Source organism: Roseburia faecis (assembly GCF_001406815.1).
GTDB lineage: Bacteria > Bacillota > Clostridia > Lachnospirales > Lachnospiraceae > Roseburia > Roseburia faecis.
The window spans coordinates 158,734-173,189 of sequence record NZ_CVRR01000033.1 but is presented as its reverse complement, the minus strand read 5'-3'; the positions used below and the strand labels follow the sequence as shown (position 1 = coordinate 173,189).

Genomic DNA, 14,456 nt, shown 5'->3' with positions numbered 1-14,456 from the left:
CTCCATGCGAAATAGGAAATACCTTTATTCGCTGACTACAGCGACCATACTGTGGCGGACCACATTGTCCTTGTAGGTGTAACCTTTTTGTAATTCCTGGGCAACTGTTCCCGGTTCATACTCTTCGCTTTCCACCTGCATAACTGCATTGTGGAGATCCGGATCAAATTCCTTTCCCAGTGCCTCAATCGGTTTCACCCCGATGGCATCTAATTCTGTCAGCATCTGCTTATATACTTTATCCATACCGGTAACAAAAGCATCATCCTTTTGTTCCTCTGGTACAGCTGCAAGCCCACGCTCGAAATTGTCGATAACCGGGAGAATCTTTTCAATGATTGTTCTTGCTCCCATGTCAAACATCTGCGCTTTTTCTTTTTCCGTACGTTTACGGAAATTATCAAACTCTGCCATCTGACGTTTCAGACGGTCGTTTAAATCTTCGATCTGTTCGTCTTTTTTATCTTTCTTTTTCTTTCCAAAGGCACCCTTTTTTTCGGATTTCTCTTCTTTCTTTGTATCCTTTTCTTCGGCTGCAGTTTCTTTTGCTTCCTCTGCCGCCGTCTCCTTTGTGTCCTTTGTTTCTTCACATGTCTGTTCGGCCTTGGTTTCTTTTGTATCTACTGCCTCTTCTTCCATGACTTTTTTGTTCTCTGCCATGTTTACCACCTTTCTAGGATTGCCCTTTTTCTTTATCAAAAATACCGTCTAACTGGGACTTTAAGTTTTTGAGGTTGTCAACAACATTCTCGTAATCCATCCGTTTCGGACCAACAATTCCGATCGTTCCTTTGACGCCCTCCCCCAGATCATAAGTTGCGGTAACGACACTGCAATCTTTCATTGTCTGTACCGGAGCTTCATTTCCGATATAAACCTGTATTTCATTTCCTTTGCTCTCCCCCTCAGAAAGGGATTCCGTTACCAGATTTACCAGCTCATCTTTTTCCTCAAATGTGGAAAGAAGACCTGCCGCACTCTCTGAATCAGAAAGTTCCGGATATTTCAAAATATTGGTTGCACCGCTTGTGTAGATCTGCAGATCCTCGTTTTCACTCAGTGTCTGTCCCAGTGCATCCAGCACATGGGAAACAATCTCACTGTGCACGCCTGCCTGCTCTTTCAGTTTGGAAATCGTTCCCAGATTGATTTCCTGCAGCGACAGCCCATTCAATGCTGTATTCAGCAGAATGTTCAGTTTCAGTAAAGTTTCGTTGTCGAGCGGTTCTTCCACGTCGATCATCTGATTCTTTACCATGTTGCTGTTCATTACGATAACTGCCAGTATATGTTTCTCATCTACATTGGACAGCTGCATAAACTTTACTTTGTTTCCACTGTAAGTCGGTGCGGAAACAATTGTCGCATAATTGGTGTTGTTTGCAAGCATCTTTGCAACCTTTTTTAATACCTCATCCATCTTCTGGGTTTTTTCTATTACGAAGTCCTTCATTTCTTTGACTTCCCGGTCTTTTTCCTGCATCAGATGATCCACATAAAACCGATAGCCTTTGTCTGAAGGAATTCTTCCTGCTGATGTATGTGGCTGCACGATATAACCAAGTTCTTCAAGATCTGCCATCTCATTGCGGATGGTTGCAGAACTTAAATTCAGATCCGTATATTTTGAAATGGTTCGTGATCCCACAGGTTCACCGGTTGCAAGATAATTACGGATAACTGCATCCAGAATTTTTACTTTTCTTTCATCCAATTCCATATTCTCGTCTGCCATTTTCCCGTCTCCTGTTCCTGAACCTTCACCGGTTGTTTTTGGTTTGTTAGCACTCATTTACTTAGAGTGCTAATATCGTTCTGTTATTAAAATAGCACCAAGGTGTTTTTTTGTCAACACCCTGATGCTATTTTATTTTTATTTTATAATTATATTTTATAAAAGAAACTTCGCCATCACGTAGTTGGCCAGATCCATCCCCTTGTCGGTCAGTGCAATCCTGCCAGCAACCATCTGCAAAAGTCCCTGTTCTTTCAGCTTGCGAAGTGTTTCCAGATACACGGCCTCAATCGGTACCCCAAAGCTTTGCTCAAACGCTGCTCTGGTTACTCCCTCATTCATCCGCAGCCCCAAAAACATAAATTCCTCCATCTGCTCTTTTCTTGTCAGAATCTGTGCCTGTTCCTGTACACAGCTGCCAATCCAGAGATCCTCTGGTACGGCATGCTCCCCGTCTTTTAAAAACTCTGCCGGAGACTTCTCCTGCAGGTGGTCACAAAATTCTCCATACGCATACAGCTGCCGGGTGTTGGTATACCGGACATTTTCCACCAGGGAAGATGCCCCCAGCCCCAGCCCCAGATAATTTTCTCTGGTCCAGTAGCCGATGTTATGTCTGCAGGCATACCCCGGCTGGGCAAAATTAGAGATTTCATACTGCCGGTATCCTGCCTGTTTCAATACATCCTGCGTGGCCTTATAAATGCGGTATACCTCATCCTCGTCCGGAAGAATCTCTGTATGAATCCCCGCTTCCTGCTTCACTGCGTCAAACTTATACCGTTCATAAAACGGTGTCCCCTTTTCTATGATCAGGGAATATGCCGAAATATGTTCCGGTTTCAGGCGGATCACCGTCTGCAGGGATTCTAAAAATTTGTCCAGCGTCTGGTAAGGCAGACCGCTCATCAGATCAATATTGATATTTTCAAACCCTGCATTTCTCGCCAGCTCATACGTTTTTAAAAACTGATCATACGTGTGAATTCTTCCAAGTGCTTTCAGCTCCTCATTGTTTGTTGACTGCAGTCCGATCGAGAGGCGGTTGATCCCCGCACTCTGATAGACATTCAGTTTCTTTGCCGTCACCGTTCCCGGATTGCACTCGATGCTGATCTCCGCATCCGCCTCCACATGAAAACTCGAAGCAACCTGCTGCAGCACGGTGTAAATCAGATTTTCCTCCAGCCAGCTCGGCGTGCCCCCTCCTATATAAATTGTCGGGACATGATAATCCCCAAGCAGATTTCCGTAATAACGGATTTCCTGCAGCAGGGCATGCACATATCTGATCTGTGTATTGCTGTCTGCCGGAAAGGACAGGAAATCACAGTAATCACACTTTTTCACGCAAAAAGGGATATGAATATATAATTCCAGTTTCTTTTCATTCATAGAATCAGTCTTCATCCAGTTTCAATACACTCATGAATGCCTCCTGCGGCACTTCTACGCTACCGACCTGACGCATTCTCTTCTTTCCTTCCTTCTGTTTCTCCAGAAGCTTTTTCTTACGGGAAATATCACCGCCGTAACATTTTGCCAGGACATCCTTGCGCATGGCCTTAACCGTTTCACGAGCGATGACTTTTCCGTTTACGGCTGCCTGAATCGGGATTTCAAACAGATGTCTCGGAATCTCTTCTTTCAGACGCTCACACATTTTACGGCCTCTGTCGTATGCACTGTCTTTGAATACAATAAAGGATAAGGCGTCCACCATCTCCTTATTAATAAGAATATCCAGTTTGACAAGGTCGGAACGGACATATCCTTTCATTTCATAATCAAAAGAGGCATATCCGCGGGACCGCGACTTTAATGCATCAAAGAAATCGTAAATAATCTCATTCAGTGGCATATCATATTTGATCACGGCACGGGTTGCTTCAATATAATCCATGCTGATATAAATACCGCGGCGTTCCTGACAAAGCTTCATAATTGCCCCGACATACTCGCTGGTTACCATGATCTCTGCCGATACAAACGGTTCCTCCATATATTCAATCTCCGAAGGGTCCGGCAGATTGGACGGATTGGTCAGGTCAAACACTTCTCCGTTGGTCTTGTGCACCTTATAAATAACACCGGGTGCCGTAGTCACAAGATCCAGATTAAACTCACGCTCTAAACGCTCCTGAATAATCTCAAGATGCAGTAATCCAAGGAATCCGCAGCGGAATCCAAATCCCAGGGCAAGGGACGTCTCCGGTTCATACTGTAACGATGCATCATTGACCTGCAGTTTTTCAAGCGCATCCCGCAGATCCGGATACTTGGCAGAGTCTGCCGGATATAATCCGCAGTACACCATCGGATTGACCTTTTTATATCCCGGAAGCGGTTCTGCACACGGGCGGTCGAGCTCTGTCACAGTGTCTCCGACACGTGTATCGCGCACATTTTTAATGCTCGCCGCGATATATCCAACCATACCTGCGGAAAGCTCGTCACACGGAATAAACTGCCCGGCACCGAAATATCCCACTTCTGTCACCAGATCCTCGGCTCCTGTGGCCATCATTTTGATTTTGGTTCCCACTTTGACGGTACCTTCCTTGATCCGGCAGAAAACAATTACCCCCTTATAGGAATCATACAGCGCATCGAAGATCAACGCCTTAAGCGGTGCCTTCGGATCTCCGGCAGGTGCCGGAATCTTTGTCACGATCTGTTCAAGCACTTCCTCAATATTCAGTCCGGTCTTTGCAGAAATACGCGGAGCATCCATCGCCTCGATACCGATCACATCCTCGATTTCCTGTGCGACCTCTTCCGGGCGTGCACTCGGCAGATCAATCTTATTGATGACCGGAAGCACATCCAGATCATGATCCAGTGCCAGATAGACATTGGCAAGTGTCTGGGCTTCCACCCCCTGTGCGGCATCCACAACCAGGATGGCACCATCACACGCTGCAAGACTCCGGGATACTTCATAATTAAAATCCACGTGTCCCGGCGTATCAATCAGGTTAAAAATATATTCCTCTCCATCCTTTGCCTGATAAATGATGCGCACTGCCTGGGATTTGATCGTGATTCCCCTCTCACGCTCCAGATCCATATTATCGAGAACCTGTGCCTGCATCTCACGGCTGGTCAGCGTTCCTGTTTTTTCTATGATTCGATCCGCAAGTGTAGACTTACCGTGATCAATATGGGCAATAATACAAAAATTACGAATTTTGCTCTGATCGATTGACATCTTATTCCTCTTTTTCTTTCTACTATAATTTATCGTTTGATAAGTACGGTCCATCAGATGCTGATAGAACCTACGCAATGTTACATTATACCGAAAACAGTCCTATAAATCAAACATTGACATCCACTTTTTCCATAATACCTGTTTGGTATCATCGTCCGCAAATGCCGAATGCAGCGAAGCCATATAAATTTTCTCACACATCGGCTCTTGAAACATCCCTGTTTCTGCCAGACGCATATATTCATCCGTACAGCAGGTATCGCTGACGGTACGGTTGTCCGTATTGATGGAAAGCAAAATTCCGGCATCGTAAAATTCCCTAAACGGATAGTTTGTAAAATCCGTGACCGCCTTTGTCTGCAAATTACTCGTCGGACACAGTTCCACTCCAATCTTTTTCTCTGCAACTATCTTCTTTAGCTCTTCGTCCCCACTCATAGCAATCCCGTGACCGATCCGCGATGCTCCCAGTTCAATGGCCGTACGGATTTCTTCCCTGCTTCCACATTCTCCTGCATGGATGGTATATGGCATGCCATATTTTTTTGCAGTGGCAAATACATCCGCAAACGCTGCTGTCGGGTACGCCTTTTCATCCCCTGCCAGATCACAGGCAACGACACCGTTTCCGAGAAATTCCCGCGCTTCTTTTAACATGGCAATATTTTTTTCGGTTTCCAGATTGCGCATGGTGCAGACAATCATTCCGGTCAGGATGTCCGCTTTTTCTTCTGCTTTTTTCAGGCCATCCCGGACGCTCTCTAAGATTTCCCGGACCGAAAGCCCCTGCTCCATGGAAAATGCAGGTGCAAAACGCACTTCCAGATATTTGACCTGTTCTTTTGCTGCAGAAAGTGCCAGATCCTGTGCTGCTGCCGAAAGTCCCTCCTTCGTCTGCAGGCAGCCAAGCGGCAGTTCAAACTTCTCCAGATACTCTGCCAGTGAACTGCAGTCCATCGGTGCCACCAGTTTTTCCCGCAGTTCTTCCAGCCCCAGCGGCTCTTTCCCCTCCTGCTGCATCAGTTTCTGGATCAGGGGCAGGCTCATCGAACCGTCCAGATGACAGTGCAGCTCTATTTTTGGCATATTGTGTGCAATAAATCGATTCATCATCGGCTTTTCCCTCTCTTCTGCAAACTATAACAACGGAAGAAGTGATGTGCCGATCGTATTTGCCGGCATCTGCACTCCAAAATTATCCGCAATGGTCGCCCCGATCACCGCAAATGTATCCTGTGTCGGGAGCGACCCGCTTCTCTGATCGGATGGCGAATACAAAAGCAGCGGCACCTGCTCTCTTGTGTGATCCGTTCCCTTATACGTTGGATCGTTTCCATGGTCCGCCGTGATCATCAGCAGATCCTCTTTTTTAAGCAGTGGCATAAGTTCTCCGAGCTTTTTGTCAAACCTCTCGATTTCCTCTCCGTATCCGATCGGATTTCTCCGGTGTCCCCACAGGGCATCAAAATCGACCAGATTGGTAAAGCACAAACCGCAGAAATCGGATTGGGCCAGCGCAATGGTCTGGTCCATCCCATGGACACTGCTGGTCGAATGCAGACTTTTTGTAATTCCGTATCCGTCAAAAATATCATGGATCTTTCCGACTGCCAGCACGTCATATCCGGCTTCCTGAAGCGCATTTAATGCTGTTGGCCCGGTCGGTTTCAACGCATAATCCCTGCGGTTACTGGTTCTGACAAACTCGCCTTTTTTCTTTCCCACATACGGGCGGGCGATCACGCGTCCCACCCTCCACTCATCACGCATCGTCAGTTCCCTGGCAATCTCACAGTAATGATACAGGGTCTCTAATCCCATCGTCTCCTCGTTCCCGCAGATCTGCAGAACCGAATCTGCCGATGTGTACACGATCAGCTTTCCTTCCCTGATTTCCTGCTCGCCGAGTTCCTCTAAAATCTTTGTTCCGCTTTCCGCCCGGTTTCCTATAATTTTTCTGCCGCATCTTTTTTCCAGTTCTGCGATCAGCTCCGGCGGAAATCCATGTTCCGTAAAGGTGATGAAAGGCTTTTTTGTTTCAATCCCCATCATCTCCCAGTGTCCGGTCATGGTGTCTTTTCCGTTGCTTTTTTCATTCAGTGCCGCATAATATCCAAGTGGATGTTCCTGCGGCTGTACCTGTTTTAAGGATTTCAGGTTTGCCAGCCCTAAAGATGCCAGATTTGGAATATAAAAATGTTCCACGGTCTGTGAAATATGCCCCAATGTATCGGCACCTTCATCTCCGAAGCGTGCGGCATCTGCCATCGCTCCCATTCCCATCGAATCGAGTACTATTACAAAAACACGTTTCAATCGTCTGTCCATGATTTACTCCCCTCCCTGTTTCTTAAGATTTTCCGGTCCAAAACTAAGAGGCAGCAGTTCCTCCAGCGTGTGTACTTCATAGTCCTCCTGGGACCTTGCAAGTACAATCTCAAAATCTCCCGGACAGAATTCCCGCATCACCTGTCTGCAGATTCCACACGGACTGCAAAGATCCGTACATTGGTTTTCCTCTGCCGTTTTTGGGTACAAAACACTTCCACCAACGATTGCAATCGCCTGAAATTCCCGCACACCCTCACTGACCGCCTTGTAAAATGCCGTACGTTCGGCACAGTTTGTTGCAGGATAGGAAGCATTTTCTATATTGCATCCCTGATACACAGTTCCGTTTTTGGCCAGAAGAGCCGCACCCACCTGAAAACGGGAATACGGTGTATACGCCCGCTTTCTCGCCTGAAACGCACTCCGGATCAGTTCTTTATAATCTGTCTGCATCTTTATCCTCCTGTATCAGCAACCGGATGGCATCCACAGTTGTAGCGATTGCCTGCGTTGTATCATGCACCTGCACGTTCGGCAGCCCCCTTTTTTCCCGCTCCTGATTGGCAAGGACAAGAAAGCAGGCGCCCACACGCACATGCAAAAAACTTCCGGCAATAAAAAGCGCCGCCGATTCCATCTCCGATGCCAGACATCCCATCCTAAGCCATGCCTGCCATTTCTGCGTGAGCTCATAACTTACCGGCATAATCTGCGGCTCATGCTGTCCGAAAAAGGAATCCTTGCTCTGTACAACGCCGACATGATGACGTATCCCGCGTTTTTTTGCTGCCTGTACCAGTGCAGTAGTCACTGTAAAATCCGGGACAGCCGGATATTCGACCGGTGCATACTCGCGGCTTGTCCCCTCCATCCGGATCGCTCCGTCTGCAATCACCAGATCTCCGCCAAGTATATTTTCCTGCATTCCGCCGCAGGTGCCTACACGCAAAAACGTGTGTGCACCGCATTTGGAAAGCTCCTCGATGGCAATCGCAGCCGACGGTCCGCCGATTCCGGTGGAAGTCACACTCACCCTGACGCCATCTAACGTTCCGGTGTAAGTCGTAAATTCCCGGTTATCTGCCACCTGCTTTGCATCCGTTAAAAATTCCGCAATCTTTGCACATCGTTTGGGATCTCCCGGCAGGATCACATACTTACCTATGTCCTGCGGTCCCACGCCTGTGTGATACTGTCTGCCTGAGCCTTCTGTATAATCAACCATAAAAATGCCCTCCTCATATAAGTACATTGTAACATTTACAGCCGTTATTTCAACACTTTTGCAAACAGATCTGCAAGTGGTTCCATCGCATTTTTTGCTTCCTCAAACGTATTCGTCTGTGCGCCCACTTCCACCAGCATACTCTTCGGGCAGAAATGCATATTAAAGCGGTACCCTTTTAGATAAATTCGCCTTGTAAAATCCGGATAATATTCCGCAGCGGCAAGCTGCATCTGAAACGAAAACGCCAGATTATCGGAAATATACGGATTTTTTAAATACGGAATATCCCCGGAAGCCGTTGTTCTGCTCAGTCCGTTAAAAAACATGATCTTTGCCATCTTTTTTCCGTTTTGCGTTGTCACCAGACGCGTGTTTTCTCCCACGCCGTCTCTATGTAAATCGATCACTACCTGAATCGATGGATTATCATTTATGATTTTCTGAATCGACGGGGCTGCCTTGGAATATGCATGATCCCGGTCGCCCACATCGTATTCTCCTTTATGATGCATGACTTGAAATCCTTCCTCTTCCAACAATTCCGTCAGATAATCTCCCACTCCGACAACACCCGTTTTTTCATCTTTTGAATCGGCATACCGTTCCTGGGAATGGGTATGATAAATTAAAATCTGCGGGCCGTCCACCGACTGGTCAATCCTTAGATCCGGTTTCATCAGCTTATCCACGTCCAGCTGATTTTTCCCGATGGTCGTTGTATTATCAACCTGATAAAAGGTCTGTCTCAGATAATCAAAATCCTGCAGTTTTTTGCGGTTGACAGAAACTTTTTTCCCGGAAGTTTCTGTTTTTTTCTCCGGCTTTTTGGACTCTTTTTGTGTCGGAGTCTCGTCCACATTCTGACTTTCCTGCTGCACTGGCTGTTCCGTTACCGCCTTTTCATTTTCCGCAATGATCTGCTTTGCCTGTTCGTTTTCCTCTGCTGCCTGATTCTCATAATACGCCAGGTTTTCCTCCTGTGATTCATACCACAGCCGCTGCTCGTTTTGTGCAATTGCTGGATACATGGAAGCCGTCACATCCCGGTATATATTCGGAATTCCTTCCTCCTGCGCCCCCAGTACCCCCGGCACATAAAGATTAAGCACTCCGTTATAAAATTTCAGGGACAGATTCTGCCCCAGAAACTGCACCAGTCCGCCACCCCAGCAATACGCAAAAGCGCAGACCAGCACAAAATCTATCGTCACCAGAAAAAGAAGCAATCGTCTCCTCACCCTATCACCACCTTGAGAGAATTATATGCCTTTTCTTTTGTCCCTATTCCTCTTTATCTCCCAGAAGCGCAATATTGAGTCCCTCCGAAATCAGAAAACTTAAATTTTTGATCGAGTCATCAATGTTTTTCGGTGTGACAAAAAGACCATTCAGCTGTGGCGAGAGCAGTTCCCTTGCCAGTTCCTGCCGCTCCCTCTCATCCAGCTTCTGCAGATCCGAAAGCGATAATGCGGAAATAAATTCCGTCATGGCATCCGAGACAATCGTTGCCGCATCCACGACCGTCGGTACACCGAGAGAAATCACGGGAACGCCCACACTTTTGCGGTTGATGGCATTGCGGTGATTGCCGATTCCGCTTCCCGGCGTGATTCCCGTATCCGTCAGCTGGATCGTCCGTCCCAGCCGCCGGATGCTTCTTGCCGCCAACGCATCGACCGTGATCAGAAAATCCGGTTTCGTCTCTTTTACCACACCCTTTAAGATCTCCACACATTCCATACCGGTCTGCGCCATAACCCCCGGCACGATTCCGCTGACTTTTCCCACATCTTCTCTCTGGAATGCGTACTTTCCGAATTCATTCAGGATATGGCGGGTGATAAATAAATTATCCACCACTCTCGGTCCCAGCGCATCGGGCGTCACTTCCCGGTTGCCCAGTCCGACAACCAGTGCCGCGACTTCCAGCCCCTTTTTTAAATTTTTTTCAATCTCTTTTCCCGGCAGAAGATTCCGCATGATCTTTGCCAGCTCCAAAGAAATATCCCTGTGGTATCCGGCATCTTCCTCGATCATCTCCGGCGCCTCGATCGTAATGTACGTCCCCTTTGGCCTTCCCATCGCAACGGATGCATTCTCGGTCTCGATCATCACGGTACTGACAATCACTCCATTTTCCCGCCGTTCTTCCAGAACACGGATGCCGCGCATATCTGCCTGGTCTTCCTGCAGCCGCTCCTGTGATTCGAGTGCCAGATCCGTGCGGATCGGATAACTATTTTCCAACATGCCTCTTCCTCCCCTTTTACCATATGCATTTTTGCAGAAATGGTTTCTGGAGATAGTATGTACGGCATAGATTTTTTTATGCCTGAAATTAAAAACCGCAGGGACATTCGTCCCTGCGGTTTATCTGTATTCCTCTGTTTCCGGATCAATTATTTACCAGCGTAAAGAGTTACTAACTTCTTTAAGTGGTCATACTCATCCTTAGAGTTCTTCTCAGCCTTTGCAAATAACTCAGCAGCTCTCTCCGGGTTGAACTTCGCAAGAGATGCATAACGGTTCTCACCCTTTAAGAATGCCTGATAATCGCCTGTAGGCTCCTTGCTGTCTAATGAGAATGCATCTTTGCCTTCTGCAGCAAGTGTTGGGTTGTAACGGAAGTTGAACCAGTATCCGGACTCAACAGCTAACTTCTCCTCGGTCTGAGCCTTGCTCATACCCTTCTTGATACCATGGTTGATACATGGAGCGTAAGCAATGATCAGTGATGGTCCCGGATAAGCCTCTGCCTCTGCAAGAGCCTTAACACACTGATTCATATCAGCACCCATAGAGATGTGTGCTACATATACATAACCATAGCTCATTGCGATACCGGCAAGATCCTTCTTCTTTGTCTCTTTACCACCGGCAGCGAACTGTGCGATCGCACCTGTAGGAGTAGACTTAGAAGACTGTCCACCTGTATTTGAGTAAACCTCAGTATCGAATACCATTACGTTGATATCCTTACCGGATGCTAATACATGGTCTACACCACCGAATCCGATGTCGTATGCCCATCCATCACCACCGAAGATCCACTGAGACTTCTTAGCGAGGAAATCTTTCTCTTTTAATATATTCTTGGAAGCATCGCATCCGCAAGCCTCTAATGCTGCTACTAACTTCTCTGTAGCTGGTCCGTTCTCGATACCGGAAGCGAATGTATCATTCCACTCCTTGATGGCATCCTTAACATCAGCCTTATCTGTGTTAGCTGCGATCTCATCCAGCTCGTTCTTTAATCTGTCACGGATTGCTCTCTGAGCAAGTAACATACCATAACCAAACTCTGCTGCATCTTCGAACAGTGAGTTAGACCATGCAGGACCATGACCCTTCTTGTTTGTTGTATAAGGTGTAGAAGGTGAAGAGTTTGCCCAGATAGAAGAACATCCAGTTGCATTTGCAATGTACATTCTGTCACCGAATAACTGGGTAATTAACTTAGCGTAAGGTGTCTCACCACATCCACCACAAGCTCCGGAGAACTCAAGTAATGGCTGACGGAACTGAGATCCCTTAACAGAGTTAAGTTTGAATTTCTCGATAACATCTTCCTTATCCTCAAGAGATACTGCGTAATCGAAGTACTTCTGCTCATCCTCATGTGCCTCGAATCCGGTCATTGTGATAGCCTGTACCTTATCAGGACATACGTTTACACAAGAACCACATCCTGTACAGTCGAATGCGGAAACAACGATTGCGAACTTGTAACCTGGCATCTGGTTGAGATCCTTCATCTGCATTCCTTCCGGAGCCTTAGCTGCCTCAGCCTCTGTCATAGCGACTGGACGGATTGCTGCATGAGGACATACATAAGAACACTGGTTACACTCGATACACTTGGTAGCATCCCATACAGGAACGTCTGTTGCAACACCACGCTTCTCGTATGCTGCTGTACCGGATGGAGTCCAGCCTGTCTCGTATTTCTTAACAACAGATACAGGAATTGTGTTACCCTGCTGTCCGTTGACTTTCTGCTGAATATCCTTAACGAAGTCAACAACTTCCTTGTTGTCTCCCTTAACTTCTACAGAGTAATCATCATCTGTGCAGTTCTTCCAGCTCTCTGGAACATCTACCTTAACGTATGCTGTAGCACCGGCATCGATTGCGTCGTGGTTCATCTTAACGACATCGTCACCCTTCTTAGCATAAGATCTTGTAGCTGCGTCCTTCATAAGCTTGATAACTTCCTCTTCCGGAATCAGCTTTGTCAGAGAGAAGAATGCTGACTGAAGTACAGTGTTGATACGGTTTCCAAGACCGATCTCTTTACCGATCTTTACACCGTCGATGATGTAGAAGTTGATGTTGTTCTCTGCGATGTATCTCTTTACCTGACCCGGTAACTTCTCATCCAGTTCATCAACTGTCCACTGTGTATTGAACAGGAATGTACCGCCCGGTACCAGATCCTGAACCATGTTGTACTTGTAGATGTATGCTGTACAGTGACATGCTACGAAGTTTGCCTGAGAGATCAGGTATGTGGAACGGATTGGAGAATGTCCAAAACGTAAGTGGGAAATTGTAACACCACCGGACTTCTTGGAGTCATAATCAAAGTATGCCTGAGCGTACATATCTGTGTTGTCACCAATGATCTTGATGGAGTTCTTGTTGGCACCTACTGTACCATCTGCACCAAGACCCCAGAACTTACAGTTTGTTGTTCCTTCTGGTGTAGTAACAGGATTCTCCTTAACTTCAAGAGAAAGATTTGTAACATCATCAGTAATACCGATTGTAAATCTTGGCTTCTCTGTGTTGTTGTATACAGCGATGATCTGTCCAGGAGTAGTATCCTTAGATCCTAATCCGTAACGTCCGCTTGTAATTGTAACCTGATCGAACTTAGATCCCTTTAATGCAGCAACTACATCTAAGTATAATGGCTCACCAAGAGAACCTGGCTCTTTTGTTCTGTCTAATACTGCAATTCTCTTAACAGTATCCGGAATAGCCTCGATTAAAGCTTCCTTTACGAATGGTCTGTAAAGACGAACCTTAACAACACCGACCTTCTCGCCCTTTGCCATTAAGTAATCGATGGTCTCATCGATGGTCTCACATACAGAACCCATAGCAATGATGACACGGTCAGCATCAGCAGCTCCGTAGTAGTTGAACAGCTTGTAGTCTGTGCCGATCTTGGCATTTACCTTGTCCATATATTCCTGTACGATTGCAGGCAGCTCGTCGTATGTAGAGTTGCAAGCTTCTCTTGACTGGAAGAAGATGTCAGGGTTCTGTGCAGATCCCATTTCTACCGGATGATTTGGATTTAATGCATTCTTACGGAAAGCATCAACTGCATCCATATCTACCATATCTTTCAGATCTTCATAATCCCATGTCTCGATCTTCTGAATTTCGTGAGATGTACGGAATCCATCGAAGAAGTTGATGAATGGAATTCTTCCCTTGATTGCTGCGCAATGAGCAACCGGAGTTAAGTCCATAACTTCCTGTACGGATGACTCACAAAGCATTGCAACACCTGTCTGACGGCAAGCATATACATCAGAGTGATCACCGAAGATGTTCAGTGCATGTGTAGCAACACAACGAGCGGATACGTTGAATACGCCCGGAAGTCTCTCACCAGCTACTTTGTACAGGTTCGGGATCATAAGTAACAGACCCTGGGATGCTGTGTAAGTAGTTGTTAATGCACCAGCTGCAAGAGATCCGTGTACAGTACCGGCTGCACCAGCCTCAGACTGCATTTCTGTAACCTGAACGGTCTGTCCGAAAATGTTCTTACGACCAGCGGTTGCCCACTCATCTGTAGCCTCAGCCATAACAGATGAAGGAGTAATAGGATAGATTGCTGCAACATCAGTAAACGCATAAGAAGCGTGTGCTGCTGCATGGTTTCCATCCATGGTTTTCATTGAACGTTTCATGAATTAGTCCTCCTATTT

11 protein-coding genes are annotated in these 14,456 nt (G+C 46.6%); all 11 read right to left on the bottom strand.

The features are described from left to right. Nucleotides 1-24 precede the first annotated feature (24 nt). Nucleotides 25-660 carry a nucleotide exchange factor GrpE gene (gene grpE, locus M72_RS10905; protein WP_055068238.1) on the bottom strand — a complete coding sequence of 212 codons (636 nt, stop codon included), beginning with the start codon at nt 658-660 and terminating at the stop codon, nt 25-27. A gap of 13 nt (nt 661-673) precedes the next feature. Next, a complete protein-coding gene (gene hrcA / locus M72_RS10900; protein WP_022046454.1) occupies nt 674-1,735 on the bottom strand; it encodes a heat-inducible transcriptional repressor HrcA in 1,062 nt (353 codons plus the stop codon). Between the two features lie 156 nt (nt 1,736-1,891). Further along, nucleotides 1,892-3,130, bottom strand: coding sequence for a radical SAM family heme chaperone HemW (gene hemW, locus M72_RS10895; protein ID WP_055068274.1), 1,239 nt, complete (start codon nt 3,128-3,130; stop codon nt 1,892-1,894). Between the two features lie 4 nt (nt 3,131-3,134). Beyond that, complete coding sequence (lepA, locus tag M72_RS10890; protein ID WP_022046456.1) at nt 3,135-4,946, bottom strand: translation elongation factor 4; 1,812 nt, start codon at nt 4,944-4,946, stop codon at nt 3,135-3,137. Nucleotides 4,947-5,048: 102 nt separating this feature from the next. Continuing rightward, nucleotides 5,049-6,062, bottom strand: a complete 1,014-nt coding sequence (gene add, locus M72_RS10885; RefSeq protein ID WP_055068237.1) for an adenosine deaminase — start codon at nt 6,060-6,062, stop codon at nt 5,049-5,051. A gap of 24 nt (nt 6,063-6,086) precedes the next feature. Then, on the bottom strand, nt 6,087-7,277 hold the full coding sequence (locus tag M72_RS10880) for a phosphopentomutase (RefSeq protein WP_055068236.1): 1,191 nt from the start codon (nt 7,275-7,277) through the stop codon (nt 6,087-6,089). Between the two features lie 3 nt (nt 7,278-7,280). Further along, the gene (locus M72_RS10875; RefSeq protein WP_022046459.1) at nt 7,281-7,733 is read right to left on the bottom strand and encodes a cytidine deaminase; all 453 of its coding nucleotides are present in this window, start codon (nt 7,731-7,733) and stop codon (nt 7,281-7,283) included. Further along, nucleotides 7,717-8,505 (bottom strand): uridine phosphorylase, encoded by a 789-nt coding sequence (gene udp / locus M72_RS10870; RefSeq protein WP_022046460.1) that lies wholly within the window; start codon nt 8,503-8,505, stop codon nt 7,717-7,719. Before udp ends, M72_RS10875 begins: the two co-directional genes overlap by 17 nt. Nucleotides 8,506-8,549: 44 nt before the next feature. Then, nucleotides 8,550-9,746, bottom strand: coding sequence for a stage II sporulation protein P (spoIIP, locus tag M72_RS10865; protein ID WP_226947253.1), 1,197 nt, complete (start codon nt 9,744-9,746; stop codon nt 8,550-8,552). Nucleotides 9,747-9,789: 43 nt separating this feature from the next. Continuing rightward, nucleotides 9,790-10,758, bottom strand: a complete 969-nt coding sequence (gene gpr, locus M72_RS10860) for a GPR endopeptidase (RefSeq protein ID WP_022046462.1) — start codon at nt 10,756-10,758, stop codon at nt 9,790-9,792. 149 nt (nt 10,759-10,907) lie between these two features. Further along, nucleotides 10,908-14,438, bottom strand: a complete 3,531-nt coding sequence (gene nifJ / locus M72_RS10855) for a pyruvate:ferredoxin (flavodoxin) oxidoreductase (protein WP_022046463.1) — start codon at nt 14,436-14,438, stop codon at nt 10,908-10,910. Nucleotides 14,439-14,456: the final 18 nt, after the last annotated feature.